10 protein-coding genes are annotated in these 17,743 nt (G+C 68.9%); 6 read left to right on the top strand and 4 right to left on the bottom strand.

Annotation, left to right across the window (positions count from 1 at the left end; all coding sequences use genetic code 11):
- Positions 1 to 33: 33 nt before the first annotated feature.
- On the top strand, positions 34 to 1,548 hold the full coding sequence (gene glpK / locus E7Y32_RS13150) for a glycerol kinase GlpK (RefSeq protein WP_146337492.1): 1,515 nt from the start codon (positions 34 to 36) through the stop codon (positions 1,546 to 1,548).
- 115 nt (positions 1,549 to 1,663) lie between these two features.
- Here the strand turns inward: glpK and E7Y32_RS13155 are convergent, their stop codons facing one another.
- The 4 genes from E7Y32_RS13155 to E7Y32_RS13170 are packed head-to-tail and all read right to left on the bottom strand — an operon-like array spanning position 1,664 to position 9,386.
- On the bottom strand, positions 1,664 to 2,578 hold the full coding sequence (locus E7Y32_RS13155) for a hypothetical protein (RefSeq protein WP_186466989.1): 915 nt from the start codon (positions 2,576 to 2,578) through the stop codon (positions 1,664 to 1,666).
- 34 nt (positions 2,579 to 2,612) lie between these two features.
- Positions 2,613 to 5,756 carry an efflux RND transporter permease subunit gene (locus E7Y32_RS13160; RefSeq protein WP_146337493.1) on the bottom strand — a complete coding sequence of 1,048 codons (3,144 nt, stop codon included), beginning with the start codon at positions 5,754 to 5,756 and terminating at the stop codon, positions 2,613 to 2,615.
- Between the two features lies 1 nt (position 5,757).
- On the bottom strand, positions 5,758 to 6,222 hold the full coding sequence (locus E7Y32_RS13165; RefSeq protein ID WP_146337494.1) for a hypothetical protein: 465 nt from the start codon (positions 6,220 to 6,222) through the stop codon (positions 5,758 to 5,760).
- Entirely contained in the window at positions 6,219 to 9,386 is a 3,168-nt protein-coding gene (locus tag E7Y32_RS13170) for an efflux RND transporter permease subunit (RefSeq protein ID WP_146337495.1), read from the bottom strand. Before E7Y32_RS13170 ends, E7Y32_RS13165 begins: the two co-directional genes overlap by 4 nt.
- A gap of 741 nt (positions 9,387 to 10,127) precedes the next feature.
- Between E7Y32_RS13170 and leuS the strand changes: the two genes are divergently transcribed.
- The 5 genes from leuS to holA all read left to right on the top strand — a co-directional run bounded on the left by leuS (position 10,128) and on the right by holA (position 17,687).
- Positions 10,128 to 12,662 carry a leucine--tRNA ligase gene (gene leuS, locus E7Y32_RS13175; protein WP_146337496.1) on the top strand — a complete coding sequence of 845 codons (2,535 nt, stop codon included), beginning with the start codon at positions 10,128 to 10,130 and terminating at the stop codon, positions 12,660 to 12,662.
- 71 nt (positions 12,663 to 12,733) lie between these two features.
- Positions 12,734 to 13,795, top strand: a complete 1,062-nt coding sequence (locus E7Y32_RS13180; RefSeq protein WP_146337497.1) for a DegV family protein — start codon at positions 12,734 to 12,736, stop codon at positions 13,793 to 13,795.
- Positions 13,796 to 13,844: 49 nt separating this feature from the next.
- Positions 13,845 to 14,762 carry a helix-hairpin-helix domain-containing protein gene (locus tag E7Y32_RS13185; protein ID WP_146337498.1) on the top strand — a complete coding sequence of 306 codons (918 nt, stop codon included), beginning with the start codon at positions 13,845 to 13,847 and terminating at the stop codon, positions 14,760 to 14,762.
- Position 14,763: 1 nt separating this feature from the next.
- Positions 14,764 to 16,740: a ComEC/Rec2 family competence protein gene (locus E7Y32_RS13190; protein ID WP_261382446.1), complete on the top strand. Its 1,977-nt coding sequence runs from the start codon at positions 14,764 to 14,766 to the stop codon at positions 16,738 to 16,740.
- Entirely contained in the window at positions 16,674 to 17,687 is a 1,014-nt protein-coding gene (gene holA / locus E7Y32_RS13195) for a DNA polymerase III subunit delta (protein WP_146337499.1), read from the top strand. Before E7Y32_RS13190 ends, holA begins: the two co-directional genes overlap by 67 nt.
- Positions 17,688 to 17,743 lie beyond the last annotated feature (56 nt).

Consider the following 17,743-nt stretch of genomic DNA (forward strand, 5'->3'; position numbering starts at 1 on the left):
TCAACCGCAGGCCCAACCGACAAGGACGTCAGCATGAACCAGTATGTAATCGCCATTGACCAGGGAACCACGAGCACCCGCGCCATCGTGTTCGACCACAGCGGCAACATCGTTTCCTCCGGCCAGATGGAACACGAGCAGATCTTCCCGCAGGCCGGCTGGGTGGAGCACGACCCCGCCGAAATCTGGAACAACACCCGCGAGGTCATCGCCTCCGCACTGTCCAAGGCCAACCTGACCCGCCACGACATTGCCGCGGTCGGCATCACGAACCAGCGCGAAACCGCGGTGGTCTGGGACAAGACCACCGGCAAGGCGGTGTACAACGCAATCGTCTGGCAGGACACCCGGACGCAGGCGATTGTGGACGAGCTCGCCAAAGATGGCGGCGTGGAACGCTTCAAGCAGAAGGTGGGCCTGCCGCTGGCGACCTACTTCTCCGGCACCAAGATCAAGTGGATCCTGGACAACGTCGAAGGCGCGCGCGCCAAGGCCGAAGCCGGGGACCTGGTCTTCGGCAACACGGACTGCTGGGTGCTTTGGAACCTCACCGGCGGGACCGACGGCGGCGTGCACGTCACCGACGTCACCAACGCTTCGCGGACCATGTTCATGGACCTCGAGACGTTGTCCTGGGACCAGGACATCCTGGACGCCTTCGGTGTCCCGGCCTCGATGATGCCGGCCATCAAGTCCTCCTCCGAGGTCTACGGCACCGTCCACACGTCCCAGCTCCTGCGCGAGGTGCCGGTGGCCGGCATCCTCGGCGACCAGCAGGCGGCGACGTTCGGCCAGGCGGCCTTCGACGCCGGCGAGGCCAAGAACACCTACGGCACGGGCTGCTTCCTCATCTTCAACACCGGTGAGGAGATCGTCCACTCCAAGAACGGGCTGCTGACCACGGTCGGCTACAAGCTCGGGGACGCCGCCCCGCACTACGCCCTGGAAGGCTCCATCGCCGTCACGGGGTCCCTGGTGCAGTGGCTGCGCGACAACCTCGGCATGATCGGCAGCGCCCCGGAAGTGGAGACCCTTGCGGCATCCGTGGAGGACAACGGCGGGGTGTACATCGTGCCGGCGTTCTCCGGCCTGTTCGCCCCGTACTGGCGTTCGGACGCCCGCGGCGCGATCGTCGGCCTGACCCGGTTCGTGAACAAGAACCACATCGCCCGCGCGGCGCTGGAGGCCACCGCCTTCCAGACCCGCGAGGTACTCGACGCCGTCAACGCCGACTCCGGTGTGCCGCTGACCGAGCTGAAGGTCGACGGCGGCATGGTCGCCAACGACGCGCTGATGCAGTTCCAGGCCGACATCCTGGGTGTCCCGGTGATCCGGCCGAAGGTGGTCGAGACCACCTCGCTCGGTGCCGCCTACGCGGCCGGCCTCGCCGTCGGCTTCTGGAAGGACCTGGGCGAGTGCTCCGCCAACTGGTCCGAGGACAAGCGCTGGGAGCCGAAGATGGACCAGGCAGAGCGCGAGCGCCAGATGCGCCTCTGGAAGAAGGCCGTCACCAAGTCCATGGACTGGGTCGACGAGGACGTGAAGTAGCCTTCATCCCGGCGGTCACCCGCATCACGAAAGAGCTCCGGTCAGCCAGGCTGACCGGAGCTCTTTCGTGTGGGGCCGGAACCGCGGGCCTGTGCCGGCTGCGGTCCCGCGCCCGTCAGGAGCCGGTACGCGGGTAAGCGACGACGGCGCGCGGCGTCTTGGCGTAGACGTCCTTGCTCACGGTGTAGCCCCGCCGGTCCAGTTTGAGCGCCTGGGCGTTCACGTGCTCCAGTTCGGAGCCGCTGAGCTTCTTGATCTTGACGAGGTCCATGAACTCCTGGCTGTCACCGCCGGAAGCCGTGACCTTCACGAGCCCGGTGCCGGGGGAGTAATACTTCCGCTGGTGGCCCACGCTCGGCGGATCCAGCGGGTTGAACTCGTCGATCACCATCACATCGTTGTAGCAGCCCGTCGGGACGCAGACCCGCAGGTTCTTGTACAGCACGTCCCCGCAGTCCAGGAAGTCCACCTTCGGTGCGTAGGCCTGCACGTAGGCGGGGGTGTTCCGGTGCGGTTCCGCCTGCATGGCGATTCCCGCGCGCGCCCTGTCGATGCCGCTGATGAAGGTGCTCGGTGCGCCGATGAGTTTCCCGTTTTCGTACTCTTCGGGGTACTCACCGAACAACCAGACGTCGCCCTTGTCCGACTGGGCAAAGAACGCCAGTTCGGACTCGGTGAGCTCGCCGTCGGAGTAGTCCCGGTCCCACATCACGAGCGTCTTGACGCCGTCGATGACCTTGGTCAGGCCGGTCACCGTGTGGATCACCGTGTGGGCGCTCGTGCCCGTGGCGTCCGTGACGGTCCCTGTTGTGGTGAACTGCATACCGGGGGTCAGCGGAAACCACTTGTTGTCGATCCGCGGTGACGACGGATAGTCATCCCGGTCGAACCTGATCGCCGATCCGGGACCGCAGAGCTCCTGGCCCGACGGTGCGGCGGTGGCCGCCGGTGCCGACGTCGCAGTGAACGTCGCCAGCACCAGCAGGGCGGCCGAGCCATAGGCGGTGAACCGCCGTCGTCGCTGAAACATGAAACACGCCTCTCTTTGGGGTTGTGTGCCGCGGCTAGCCGGCTGTGGCCGGCTGGGCCGCATGGAGCCCGTGCTCGCGATCCGCGCGGCCCTTGGCGAACCGGAGGTAGAGCGAGGGGACGATGAACAGGTTCACCAGGGTCGAGGTGACCAGGCCGCCGAGGATGACGACGGCCATGGGGTGCTCGATCTCGTGGCCCGGAATGTTGCCCATGACCACCAGCGGCACGAGGGCCAGGGCCGTGGCCAGGGTGGTCATCAGGATCGGGGACAACCGCTCGGCCGCGCCGCGCAGCACCAGTCCGGGGCCGAACCGCACGCCCTCGAACTGTTCGAGGTGCTGGCAGTGGTTGATGAGCAGGATGCCGTTACGGGCGGCAATGCCCATCACCGTGAGGAAGCCCACCAGCGAGCCCAGGGACAGGATCCCGCCGCTGAGGTGCGCTGCGAGGACACCGCCCACGAGTGCCACCGGCAGGGTCAGGATCACCAGGGTCGCCAGCCGCCAGCTGCGGAAAGCCGCCTGCAGCAGCAGGAAGATCACCGCGATGGCGCCGACCGAGAAGACCAGCAGGCGCTGAGAGGCGGCCTGCCGTTCCGCGTACTCGCCGAGGATGTCGGCGTGGTAGCCGGTGGGGAACTCCACGGTCTCGAGGTTGCCCTTGAGTTCCTCCACGACCTTCACCAGGTCGCCTTCCTTGACGTTGGCACTGACATCGAGCCGGCGCGAGCCCTCCGAACGCTCGATCACGTTCGGGGTCGGCTTGACCGAGATCTTGGCCACGTCCGCGAGCTTGATGCGCTGCCCGCTCGGCGTGTCCATCTGCAGGTTCTCGATGCTGGTGACGCTGGTGCGCGTCTCCGGCGGGCTCCAGACCTGCACGTCGTAGGCCTTGCCGTCGCGGTAGACGTCGCCGACTTCCTCGCCGGCCACCAGGGTGGCGGCGGCACGCCGCACGTCACCGGGCTTGAGGCCGTACTGGTTGGCGGCCGCCAGGTTCACTTCGACGTCGATCTGCGGCACGTCCACCTGCAGCGCAATCTTCGCACCGACAGCACCCTCGATCCCGCCGAGGATCTTCTTGACCTTGTCCGCTTCCTTCCGGAGAACCGCGAGGTCGTCGCCGTACACCCGGACCACAACGGCGTAGCCGGTGCCGGTGAGCACTTCCCGGACACGTTCCTTGAGGTAGGTCTGGACGTCCCGGTGGATGCCGGGGTAGCCATCCACCAGTTCCTGGACCGAGGCGAGGGTCTTGTCATAGTCCGCCGCCGGATCGATGCTGATCCAGTTTTCGCCGAAGTTGACGCCAACCACTTCATCGGCCGCAAACGCCTGCCCGATGTGGGATCCGCAGTTGCGCACCCCGGGCACCGTCATCAGCTCCTTGCAGGCCAGCTGGCTGACCCGGACCTCCTCGGAATTCGACGTTCCCGGCTGGGTGACCCAGTGCATCAGGAAGTCGCGTTCCTTGAAGGACGGGAGCAGCGACTGGCCCAGGAGGGGCGCGGCGACAATGCCCACTACGCCCAGCGCCGCCAGCGACAGGTAGCCCGGGAGCGGGCGGCGGACGATGGGCCGGAGCCCGGCGCCGTACCAGCGCTTGAGCACCCGGACCAGCGGCGGGTCGCGGTCCTCAAGCTTCGCGTTGCGCAGGAAGATGTACGCCATGGCCGGGGTAACGGTCAGGGCCACAAGCATGGACGCGAACACGGCCAGGGTGTAGGAGATGGCCAGCGGGCGGAAAAAGGACCCGGTCAGGCCGTCCAGGAAGAAGATCGGCACGGTAGCCACGACGATGATCAGGGTCGCGTAGACGATCGGGCCGCGGACCTCCAGCGAGGCGTTGACCACCACCCGTGCCGCGCTGTCGGTGCCGCCGGCAGCCCGGTGCTGGCGGAGCCTGCGGACGATGTTTTCGACGTCGATAATGGCGTCGTCCACCACCACCCCGACGGCGATCACCAATCCCGCTAGCACCATCGTGTTGACCGTGCCTCCTGTCCAGTAGAGGACCAGGGCCGCCGTCAGCAGAGAGAGCGGGATGGCCGCCACGCTGACCAGCGCGGTGCGCCACTGGAACAGGAACACGCTGAGGACCAAGACCACGAGCAGGCAGCCGAGCAGCAGGGCCACGCTGAGGTTGCCGAGTGATTCCTCAATGAAGGTCGCCGGCCGGAACAAGGTGGTGTCCACCGCGATGCCGGTCAAGCCCGGCTGCAGCTCCTTCAGGGCTTCCTCCACACCGCGGGTGACCTCCAGGGTGTTGCCCCAGGGGAGCTTCTCCACGATCAGCATCAGGCCGGGGCCGCCGTTGATGACGGCGTCGCCGATCAGCTGCTGGTGGTCTTCGACGACGGTGGCGACATCGGCGAGGCGCAGCGGCTCCTGCCCCTCACGCTGTTCCAGCGCGACCTGGGCCAGCTGCTGCGGACCGGTGATCGGCTGGACGTGGCGGATGCTCAGGCTCTGGCTCGGCGTCTCGAGGGCGCCGCCGGTGCCGATCAGGGCGCCGGGGGAGTACTTGAGCAGTCCGGCGTCCAGAGCGTCCGAGGTGGAGTTCATCACGTTCTCCAGCGTGACGTTGTTGGCGGCCAGCTTGGCCGGATCCACCTGCACCTGCAGCATCTGCAGCCGCTCACCCCAGATGGCCACGTTGGCCACGCCCGGAACCCGCAACAGGTGGGCCCGGATGTTCCAGTAGGAGATCATCGACATTTCGATCAACGACCGGGTGTCGGAGGACAGCCCGATCTTCATGACCCGGCTTGTCGAGGACAGCGGCTGCAACATCACCGGCGGCGCCGCCCAGGTGGGCAGCGTCGGGATGACGGTGGCCATCCGCTCCGAAACCATCTGCCGGGCGTTCAGGACATCGGTCCCGGGCTTGAATTCGAGCACGATGGAGGAGAGCTGGGACACCGACTTGGACCGCATGTGGTCCAGGCCGTCGATCCCGTTGAACGCCTCCTCCATCGGGACAGAGACGAGTTCCTCGACCTCCGACGCCGTCAGGCCCAGGCACGCGGTCTGCACCTCGACCTTGGGCGGCGCGAATTCGGGGAACACATCCACCGAGGCTGTGCTGAGCTGGGCACTGCCTACGATCATCAAGGCAGCGGCCATCGCAACGATGATGGACCGGAACCTCAGGCTCGTCGCAATGATCCGGCGCATGTCAGTGCGCCGTATCGAACTCTGCGCCGAACAATTCTGCCGCGCCGACGGTGACGACCGCGGTGCCCGCCGGAGGGCCGGCGGTGGCGGTCACGACGCCGGCCTCGACCTTGGCGACGGTGACCGCCTGGCGCTGGTAGACGCGATCCTCCGGGTTCGTGTAGACCCAGGTCTTGCCGTTCGCGTCGTAGAGCAGGGACGCGTACGGAAGCAGCACCTCGGTGCCGGTGGCTCCCGGCTTGACCGTGTCCGTCTTCAGCTCGAGCCGCTGCACGGCGCGGGCGTTGAGGGTGATCTTGGCGATGCCCGTGGTGGCGTTTTTCTCCACCTTGGCCGGGTCGTTGGCCAGTTGGACCGAGGAACTGCTGGACGCCGGAGTCGCCGCGCAGGCAGGCAGGGAACTCAGGAGTGCTGCACAGACAGCGGCCGCCAGGGGCAGGCGCCGGAGGGGCTTTTGGCTGGTCATTTTACTTCCACCTTTTCCTGCATTACCGGAACTTCGGATTCGTTGACGGATTCCCATTCCTCGGGCCCTTCCTTAGGGCCGAACCAGAACACCAGGAGCGGGAATACAAAGAGCGCGCAGAGGGTAGCGGTCACAATCCCGCCGACGATGATCAGCAGCATCGGACCAAGGACGGTCTGGCCGATGACTCCGCCGAAGACAGCCGGCGGGATCAGCACCAGAACGGTGATCAGGGCGGTCTTGAGGACCGGCGAGATCCGGTCGCGGGCCGCCGCCATGACGACCGTCGCCCGGGAGGCTGACGGTTCTTCACGCCACAGCTCGTCGCAGCGTGCCGAGAGCAGCGCCGCGTTCCGGGCCGTGATGGCCAGGACCGCCGCAAAGGCCGTCAGCACAATTTGCGAATTCACCGCCCCGGACAGCCAGGCCGCCAAGGTGCCGCCGGCCAAGGCCGCCGGCAGGGACAGGAACACCGCGAGCGCGAGCTTCCAGCTGCGCAGGGCCGTCTGCAGGAGGATCAGTACGGCCAGGAAGGCTGCGATCGCCAGGCCGACCACCAGGGTGTCGGCCGCCTGGTTCTCGCCGTACTTGGCCGGGATCTCGGCGTGGTATTCGAGCGGGAACTCGATCTTCCGGACGGCATCGTTGATGTCCCGCTGGATGTCCGCCAGGGGACGGCCGCTGACGTCCGCGATTACGTCGATCCGCCGCGAGGTGTCATCGTGCATGATCACCACCTCGTTGGGAACCAGCCGCACCGCGGCGATATCGCCGAGCTTGACGTGCCCGCCGTCGGGGGTGTCCAGCAACAGGTCCCGCACGCTGGTCAGGTCGTCCCGGACGTCGACGGCGCCCCGGACCACAACCTCGAACACCTTCTGCTGTTCAAAGAGGTTTCCAACGACGATTCCCTGCATCAGGGCCGCTGCGGCGCGCCGGGCGTCACCTGGTTTGATACCGACCTTCTGGGCCGCCTCCAGGTTGACTTCGACCTCCACGATGGGTGTCTTGGGCGTCGAGTTGATCCGCGGGTTTCCGACGCCGCTGATGCCGGCGATGGCCTTGCGGACTTCCTCGGCCTTCTGCTGCAGCACGGTCATGTCCGTGCCGTAGACGCGGACCGCGAAGCCCGGATCCAGGGTGCTGCGGAACTCGCCGATCTGCTGCTGGGAGTAGTTGACGACGTTGTTCGCGATGCCCGGGTAGCCCTTGACGACTTCACGGACGGCGCTTTCGGTCGCCGCGTAGTCCGCGTCCGGGGCGATAGACACCCACAGTTCCGCGGAACTGTTGCCCACCACCTGGTCGGAGGCGATCGCCCGGCCCACGTGCCCGCCGACCCCTGAAACGCCAGGGACCGTCCGGAGTTCGTCCGAGGCGCGGGCGGCGATGCGGGTGACCTCCTCGTTGGAGGTGCCCGCCATGGCGTCCCACTGGACCAGCAGGGTCCGGTCCGGGAGGGTCGGAACCACGGGGCGGTTGCCGACCAGCTGGGATGCCGCCGCCAGGCCAAGCACACCGACGACGGCGACGGCAGCGATGCCGAGGGCCGTGCGGGACCGGGCCGCCGTCAGCGTGCGCTGGTACGAGGCGCGGGCCCGGTCGAAGCCCGCAGATTCCCGCCGGAATGAGGCATCGCGGGGCAGGAGCAGATGAACCAGCACCGGTGTGACGGCCAGGCCCACAATGAGCGAGGCGAGCAGCGCCAGCACCAGCGTCCAGATCAGCGGACGGAAGAACGCTCCGCCGATCCCGGAGCTAAAGAGCAGCGGTACCAGGGGGATCAGCATGATCAGCGAGGCGTGGAACAACGGGGTGCGCACGCTGTGGACGGCGTGGCCGATCCGGGAGCGGAAGTCCGCGGCCGGGTCGGAACCGTCGCTGTCGGCGCGGCGCCGGCGCTGGGCCTGCACATCTTCGATGACGTCGCCCACAACCAGGGAGATGGCCAGGAAGATGCCGACCAGGACCGCCACGTTCAAGGTGGCCCCCTGCAACTGCAGGACCACGGCCGCCGCCGTCACCGAGGTGGCCAGGGCAACCAGGCCGATCACGGCCACCCGCCAGGAGCGGAACAACAGCCAGAACAGGGCGACGGCGATCAGCAGGCTGAACAGCAGCGCGAGCGCCAGGCCGTCCACGGAGTCCTGCAGTGCCGCCGCCGGGCGGAACACCGAAGTGTCCATCTGGACGCCGGCGAGGCCGGGTTCGAGGTCCTTCAGTGCCGCTTCAATGTCCTTGGTGACCTCGAGTGCGCTGGTCCCGGGGAACTTCTCGATGACCAGGAGCAGGCCTGGATCCTGTCCGACCACCGCGTCGCCGATCAGCGGCTGGTGGTCCTCGCGGACCTTGGCGATGTCCCCAAGGAGCAACCGCGGGTTGGTGTCCTCGACGCTGACCTTGGAGAGGTCCGCCGGGGTGCGGATCGGCAGCACGTGCTGGATGCCGAGCCGCTGGCTGGGGGACTCGACGAAACCGCCGGTGCCCGGCGTCGACGCTTCAAGGAAGCTCAGCGGTGAGACCCAAACGGCGTTGCCGGTGGACTTGATCACCTGCTCCAGCGTGATGCCCTTTTCCTGCAACTGGGTGGGGGTGACCTCCACCTGCAGCTGCTGTTCGCGCTGGCCCCAGATGGCCACGTTCGCCACCCCTGGGATGCCGATCAGTCGCGGCTTGATCTTCCACCGGGCCAGGACGGACATTTCAATCCCGGAGAGCTGCTTGGAGCTCATCCGTACCATCATCACGCGGCTCGTCGATGACATCGGCTGCATGATCAAGGGCGGGGACGACACGTTCGGCAGGGCGTGCGCCTGGGTCATCCGTTCAGCCACCAGCTGGCGGGCACGGAGCAGGTCGGTGCCCGGCCGGAAGACAAGTTCGATGGAGGACAGGCCCGGAACTGACTTCGACCGGATTTCGTCCAGCCAGGCCACCCCGTTGAGGAGGTCGGCTTCCATCGGTGAGGTGATGAGCTGTTCGACTTCGACAGCGGAGAGGCCCAGGGCCTCGGTCTGGATCTCGACCTGCGCGGGGGCGAACTCGGGCATGCTGTCCACTGCCATGTGGGGCACGTTGACAACGCCGAAGGTGACGAGCCCGGCCGCGAGGGCCAGAACCAGGATGCGGAACTGCATACTGAACCGGGTAATCCAGCCGAACATGGCTAGATCTTTTCCGGGCGGCTGCCGGCCGCGGGCGAGCGCGGTGGCAGTTTCGCGAATTGTGGCAGGGCGGACGCACGCAAACGATACATATCAGGCTCCTCAACCCGAGACCATTTACGAATCCCCCCAGAGATCTTGAGTGCATAGTGTCCCTGTTCGAAACTTTTAGCAAGCTCTCAGGATTTCCTCCGCCCAGGCCCCAAAAACGCCGGTATCATGCCTCAGTGGCGGTAGCCGCGGGTAGGTTTCCCGACCGCCTAAAAACTACTTGCCGAGGGCTGGATAAATACCCATAAAGAGTCGGCAGGCTACTTGACTTTTGACTTGAATTACTCGTTGCCTATTTATTCCCTACGGGAGTCCGGGTCCCGATATCGGCGTAAGTACCACCGCCTATTCAGCAGGCAAATATAACAATTTGGTATCGGCCGCGGAGATTAAGCGGCCCGATTTCGAGCGGGCCTCGCCCCGGACGCCCTGCGAAGGCGCTAAAGTAGTTCCATGCGCGCGATCCTTCTGCTTAGCTAGCCGCCCGGCATCCCGAACTCCATCTCGGATTGCCGAGCGGCAGCCCCTCCATGTCGAGGGGCTTTTGTGTGTCTGGGGTTGCCCCGGGCCGGCGGCAGGAAGGCCGCGGAAGATCAGCTGCCGGGCACGGGGAACCTACCCCGGCGGGGCGGAAGCTTGACAGGACCAGCGCTTGGAAACACAAGCCTGAAAAGACAGAAGAGGCCAGCAGTGAGCGTTCAGCCGGAGACAGAAACCGGAACAGCAGCAGCCGCAGCGAACGAAGGCCCCGAGGAGGGCGCCTACAGCTTCGCCGCCATGGAGGCCAAGTGGCCGCAGGTCTGGGAAGACCTCAAGGTCTTCACGCCCCTGGATGACGGTTCGAAGGAACGCCGCTACGTGCTCGACATGTTCCCGTACCCGTCCGGCGACCTGCACATGGGCCACGCCGAAGCGTTCGCGATGGGCGACGTCGTCGCGCGTTACCTGCGCCAGCAGGGCTATGACGTGCTGCACCCGATCGGCTGGGACTCCTTCGGCCTGCCCGCGGAAAACGCCGCGATCAAGCGCAACGCGCACCCCAGCGAGTGGACCTACGCGAATATCGACACGCAGGCTGCATCCTTCAAGCGCTACGCCATTTCCGCCGACTGGTCCCGCCGGCTGCACACCTCGGACCCCGGCTACTACCGCTGGACCCAGTGGCTGTTCAAGCGCTTCTACGAGCGCGGCCTGGCCTACCGCAAGGACTCGCCGGTCAACTGGTGCCCCAAGGACCAGACCGTGCTGGCCAACGAACAGGTGGTCAACGGCGCCTGTGAGCGCTGCGGCACCGCCGTGACCAAGAAGTCCCTGAACCAGTGGTACTTCAAGATCACCGACTACGCCGACCGCCTGCTGGACGACATGGACGAACTGCGCGGGCACTGGCCCGAGCGGGTCCTGGCCATGCAGAAGAACTGGATCGGCCGCTCCGAGGGCGCCCACGTCACCTTTGTGGTCGAGGCCGACGGCGGCAAGCCCGCCAAGGACGTCACCGTCTTCACCACCCGCCCGGACACCCTGTACGGTGCGACGTTCTTTGTGGTGGCCGCGGACGCGCCGCTCGCCGTCGACCTGGTCACCGAGGAACACGCCGCTGCCCTGGACGCCTACCGAGAGCAGGTGAAAGCGCTCTCCGAGATCGAACGGCAGTCCACCGAACGGGAAAAGACCGGCGTCTTCACCGGCCGCTATGCCATCAACCCGCTCAACGGCGAGAAGCTGCCCGTCTGGGCCGCCGACTACGTCCTGGCGGACTACGGCACCGGCGCCATCATGGCCGTCCCCGCCCATGACCAGCGCGACCTGGACTTCGCCAAGACCTTTGACCTGCCGGTCCGCGCGGTGCTGGACACCGGCGAGGAAGACCCCGCGGTCTCCGGCACGGCCACGGCCGGCGAGGGAACGCTGATCAACTCCGGCGCACTGGATGGCCTGCCCAAGGCCGAGGCCATCCCGGCGGCCATCGCGATCCTGGAGCAGCAGGGCACCGGGGAGAAGTTCGTGAACTTCCGCCTGCGCGACTGGCTGCTGAGCCGACAGCGGTTCTGGGGTACCCCGATCCCGATCATCCACTGCCCCGCGTGCGGCGAGGTGCCCGTCCCGGACGATCAGCTGCCGGTCACCCTGCCGGAGAACCTGCGCGGCGAAGACCTGTCCCCGAAGGGCACGTCCCCGCTGGCCGCCGCAGAGGCGTGGGTCAACGTGGAGTGCCCCAGCTGCCACGGCCCGGCCAAGCGTGACACGGACACCATGGACACCTTCGTGGACTCGTCCTGGTACTTCCTGCGCTTCGTCTCGCCGGAGTACACCGAGGGCCCGTTCGACCCGGCCAAGATCAACGACTGGATGCCGGTGGGCCAGTACGTCGGCGGCGTCGAGCACGCCATCCTGCACCTGCTGTACGCCCGCTTCTTCACCAAGGTCATCCACGATTTGGGCCTGATCGAGGCGGACGAGCCGTTCCGGGCGCTGCTGAACCAGGGCCAGGTGCTCAACGGCGGCAAGGCCATGAGCAAGTCCCTGGGCAACGGCGTGGACCTGGGCGAGCAGCTGGACAAGTTCGGCGTCGACGCCGTGCGCCTGACCATGATCTTCGCATCCCCGCCGGAGGACGACGTCGACTGGGCGGACGTCTCGCCGTCGGGCTCCGCGAAGTTCCTGGCCCGCGCCTGGCGGCTGGGCCAGGACGTTACGAGCGAACCCGGCGTCGACTTCGCCACCGGCGACCGTGCGCTGCGCACTGTTACGCACCGCACCATCGCGGACGCCGAGGCGCTGCTGGATGCCAACAAGTTCAACGTGGTCGTGGCCAAACTGATGGAGCTGGTCAACGCGACCCGCAAAACGATTGACGCAGCCGGCGGCGCCGGCGGCGCGGACCCGGCCGTCCGCGAAGCCGTGGAAGCCGTCGCGGTCATCCTGAGCCTGTTCGCCCCCTACACGGCGGAGGACCTGTGGAACGCGCTGGGACACCCGGCGTCGGTGGCCAACGCCGGCTGGCCTACACACGACGAGGCCCTCCTGGTGCAGGACACGGTCACTGCCGTCGTCCAGGTCCAGGGCAAGGTGCGCGACCGCCTCGAGGTGTCCCCGGCCATCTCCGAGGACGAACTGCGCGAACTGGCACTGGCCTCCGGGAACGTCCAGCGCGCCCTGGACGGCCGGGGCATCCGCACCGTGATTGTGCGGGCGCCTAAACTGGTCAACATCGTCCCGGCCTAGCCGGGCAGGCCAGTGTTTGAACCGGCCGCCGGCACTTGCCGGCGGCCGGAACCCTTTCCAGGAGGTGCCTCGTGCCGGACCGTGAGCCCCCCGGCTGGCCATGGCTGCGCGAGCGCCTCATCCGGCTCCGCCAGGCCACGCGGCCCGGCGCCGCTGCCGAAACCGTGCCCGCAGCGGCAGCGCGCACGGCCGTGGTCACCGACTCCGCGGCCGCCCTGCCGGCGGACTGGGTGCGCGACTTCACCGCCGACGGCCGCCTGAGCGTGGTGCCGATGCCGGTGATGGTGGGGGAGGAGATCTACGGCGAGGGCGAGGACGACATCGCCGAGACCATCGCCGTCGCCCTGGCCAGCGGCGTTCCGGTCCGGACCTCCCGGCCCTCACCCGGCCAGTTTGAACAGGCGTACCTCGCCGCGGCGGCCCGCGGCTTCGAAGCCGTGGTCTCCATCCATATTTCCGGCGAACTCTCCGGCACGGCCGACTCGGCGCGCCTCGCCGCGGCCCGGGTGGGGATCCCGGTGGAGGTCCTGGATTCCCGCACCGTCGGGATGGCGCAGGGCATGGGCGTGCAGAGCGCCGTCGTGGCGGCCGCCGACGGCAGGAGCGCGGATGAGGTCAGGGCTTTCGCCGAGGAACGGCTGGCCCGCACCAAGGTTTACTTCTACGTCCCCAGCCTGGAGCAGCTGCGCCGCGGCGGCCGGATCGGCGCGGCCGCCTCGCTCTGGGGCACCATGTTCTCGATCAAGCCGATCCTCGCGGTCGACGGCGGCAAAGTCGTGCCGCTGGAAAAGGTCCGTTCCGCGGCCCGGGCCATTGCCCGGCTCGAGGAGATCGCCGCGGCGGATGCGCTGTCGCGGCCCGACGGGGAGGCCCGGATTGCGGTGCACCACTTCGGCAACCCGGCCGAGGCGGAGCAGGTGGCGTCACGGCTGGCGCGCCTGCTTCCGGAGTGCCCGCCGGCGCAGATCAGTTCCCTGCCCGCGGTGCTGGCGGCCCACGCCGGGCTCGGGGTGCTGGCCGTGATTGTGGGGGAGAGCAGCACCCCGCTGCCGGGGTCTGGCCCTACTTCCGGGGCAGCCGGCGGCGCCGGGGCGTCCACGGCACCCGGGGGCCTCGGGCAGCTTTCCACATAGCCGATCCGGCGCCTGCCGCGGGTGCGTTGCCGTGCCTAGGCTGGGTTCCATGTCGCGCCGTTACCCGGAAGCCGGGCCCCGTAGCGCAGTCCACCCGGGCACGGGCCCGGCCCGGCACCGCTGGGCCGCCAGCCTGGGCCCGGCACGGCAGGAGGCCCTGCTCGACGCCACACCGGCCGTGCCGGCACCGGCCGTGCCGGTACCGGCCGAAGCAGTGGCTGCTGCCCCCGCCTGGGCAGGCCCCGCGGACCCCGCTTCGGGGTTCCCGGCGGCGAGGTTCAGGTGGCGCACCGGCCGCGCTGCCGCGGCGTTGCTCGCGGCGATTTCGGTGCTGCTGGGAGGCTGGTTCTGGTGGCAGGCCGCCGTCGGCGCACCCCGGTCCCAGCCACTGGGGGAACCCTCCAACGCAGGTACGGAGGACCGTGCGGGTCCTGCCGGTGCCGGGGCTGGTGAGCCGCGTTCCGGCGGCCAGGACGGCTCTGGCCCGGCCGGAGCCGAGCCCTCCGGCGCCGCGACCGGGGGCACGATCGTAATCCACGTTGCCGGCGCCGTGGCGCGCCCCGGGATTGTGCAGCTCCCGGCCGGAAGCCGGCTCCACGAGGCCATCACGGCCGCCGGCGGAAGCACGGGAACCGCCGACCTGGACCGGCTCAATCTCGCCGCCATCCTTGAGGACGGCCAAAAGATCCTCGTCCCGGAGCGCGGCAGCACCGACGCCGCCGACGTCGGAGCCGGAGCCGACGGGTCGGGTGCTCCCGGCGGCACAGGGCCCCCGGCCAAGGTCAACCTCAACACCGCCGGGGTCGAAGAATTGGCGACGCTGCCGCGGGTCGGGCCGGTCCTGGCCCAGCGGATCGTGGACTGGCGCAAGCAGCACGGCCGGTTCGGCCGCGTGGAGGAACTCGACGCCGTCGAAGGGGTGGGCCCCAAACTGCTGGAGGCCCTGCTGCCGCTGGTGAGGGTCTGACATGGCCGCAGGGCAAGAACGCCGCTGGCAATTCTTCCGTGACGCCGCCGCAGGAACCATGGCCCGGGCCGCCGCGACGGAAGAGCGGGCGCCTGCCGCAGCAGTGTTGCCAGTGGGGGTCCGGGCTGCCGGATCCGCACGGGCCGCCCTGAGCTGGATCCATCACCGCGTCAGGGCCGCGCTGCAGGAACGGGTCACTGCAGCCGTCGGGCCGGAGCGGCGGCGCCGCACCGATCTCCGGCTGGTGCCCGCAGCGCTGCTGGTCTGGGGGACGGCCCTTGCCGCCGGACGGCTGGAACCACCGGCCATAGTGGGCCTCTGCGCCGGCCTCGCGGCGGCTGCCCTGGCGCTGCTGGCACCCTGGCGCCGGCACTCACACGGACGCCGGCGCCGCAGACCTGCCCCGCGCAGCCTGCGGGCCACCGTGGCCGCGGCGCTGCTGCTCTCCTGCGCCGCGGCGGCCCACGCGGGCGTGGCGTCCGTTCAGCGGCATGAGGGCGCCGTCGCTGAGGCCGTCGCCGGTGGCGCCTCCGTGGTGGCCGAACTGGAAGTCGCAGGGGTGCCGAGGCGGCTTGGGGGAGCAGCGGCCCCTGGCCTCGCCGAACGCTGGGCAGTCCCCGCCACGGCCCTGGTGCTGGTGTTTGAGGGCCGCCGGGTGGAGTCCGGCACGCCGCTGCTGGTGCTGGGCGGCGACGACTGGGCAGTCGCCGAACCGGGCCAGCGGATCAGGACCACGGGCCGGCTCAAGCCGGCCGGCCCCGGCGAAGCGGAGGCCGGAATGCTGTCCGCCTCGTCCGCCCCGGTCCGCCTGGCGACGCCCGCCGGCTGGCAACGAGCCCCGGCCGGCCTGCGGAGCGGCTTCAGCGCCGCGGCGGCCAGACTACCGGGCGACGCCCGCGGGCTGCTGCCCGGCATGGTGACCGGCGACACTTCGGCACTGGACCCGCAACTCGCCGCGGCCATGAAGAACGTGGGGATGACCCACCTGACGGCGGTGAGCGGAGCCAACTGCAGTCTGGTCCTGGGGGTGCTGTTGCTGGCGGCGCGCAGTTTCCGGCTGCCGCGGCCAGCGGCAGCCGGCGGGGCCCTCGCCGGGCTCGGCCTGTTCGTCCTGATGGTGGGCCCGGAGGCGAGTGTACTGCGGGCCGCGGTGATGGGCGCGGTCGGACTCTCGGCACTGGCGTTCGGCCGGGCCGGCCGCGGCCTCAGCCTGCTCTGTGTGGCCTCCACCGGACTGCTGCTCGCCGACCCGGCGTTGGCGGCTGACTTCGGGTTTGTGTTGTCCGTGCTCGCCACTCTCGGCATTGTGCTTGCGGGCCGGCCGTTGATGGCCTGGCTGCCCGCCGTAGTGCCGCGCTGGTGCGCCGCCGGAATCGCGGTTCCGTTATCCGCCCAGCTGTTCTGCGGCCCCGTCATCGTGCTGCTGCAGCCGCAGTTCTCCAGCTACGCCCTGCCCGCGAACCTCGCCGCCGCCGCGCTGGTGCCCCCGGTCACCGTGGTGGGCACGGCTGCCGTACCGCTCGTCGCCCTCGTCCCCGGCCTGGCGGGGATTCCCCTCGCCGTCGCCGGTGCCTTCGCGGCCGCCGTGGCGGGCATCGCCCGGTACTTCGCGGCCCTGCCCGGCGCAGCCCTGCCCTGGCCGGAGGGTCCACTCGGTGCGTCCACGATGGCGTTGCTTTCCGTGCTGTCCCTGGCCGCCATCTGGGTCGTGACCCACCCTTCCGCCACCCTCGGCCGGGTCCGGATGCTCCAGGAACGGACGGCGTTCTTCCTGGCCGCCGGGCTGGACCGTCGAGCAGTTCCCGGGGTCGCCGGGCGCGTACCCCACGCGCCCGGCCGCCGCGGCTTGGTGGACCGTCCCCGCCGTGGCAGGCTTAGAGTCTGCAAACCAACTTCCCGGAGGAACCACCAGTGGCTGCTGCCCAGACCCAACGCACCCGGACCGCGGCCGCGAACACCGCCACCTGGCGCGACGTGACTCCGGCGCCGGTGGTCCTGGTCGGCGGCCCCGAGGACTACCTTGGGTCCCGCGCCATGGACCGGATCCGCTCCCAGGTCCGGGCGGCCGCGCCCGACGTCGAGGTCACCCGGCTGAACGCGGGCAGCTACGAGCCCGGCACCCTGGCCATGAACGTCAGCCCGTCCCTCTTCGGCGAGCAGAAGCTGATCGAGGTTGAGGGCCTGGAGGCCATGAATGACGCCTTTCTCGCCGACGCCCTGAAATACCTGGCCCAGCCCGAGCCCGACGCCGTGCTGGTGCTCCGCCATGGCGGGGGAGTGCGGGGCAAGAAACTCCTGGACGCGATCAAGGCCGGCGGCTGGCCGGTGGTTGACTGCCAGCCTTTGAAGAAGGACGTGGACAAAGCCTCTTTCGTCACGTCCGAGTTCAAGGCGGCCGCCCGCCGGATTGAGCCCGACGCCGTGCATGCCCTGGTCAACGCCGTCGGCGCGCAGCTGGCCGAGCTCGCAGCCGCCTGCAGCCAGCTGATCGCTGACGCCACCACAGCCGTCGACACCGACATGGTGGACCGTTACTACGGCGGCCGGGTCGAAGCGTCAGCGTTCAAGGTCGCCGACGCCGCCATGGCCGGCAATGCACCGCTGGCCCTCTCCACGCTCCGCCACGCCCTGGACACCGGAGCGGACCCGGTGCCGATCGTCGCGGCCCTGGCGTCTAAGCTGCGCTCCCTGGCCAAGGTCGCGGGAGCCTCGGGCTCATCCGCGCAGATCGCCAAGCAGCTGGGCATGCAGCCCTGGCTGGTGGAGCAGGCGCAGCGCGAGGTCAGGCGCTGGACGCCGGAAGGCCTGGTCCGGTCCATCCAGGTCACTGCCGAGGCGGACGCGCAGGTCAAGGGGCTCTCGCGCGACCCGGTTTACGCCGTCGAACACGCCGTGACGGTGATTGCCGGATCGGTGCGCCGCTAACCCCGAGGGCGGCGGCTCGCCTGGGTCGGTATTCCGCATTAACTGGCTGTGGCCGG

It is taken from the genome of Arthrobacter sp. UKPF54-2, assembly GCF_007858535.1.
Lineage (GTDB): Bacteria > Actinomycetota > Actinomycetes > Actinomycetales > Micrococcaceae > Arthrobacter.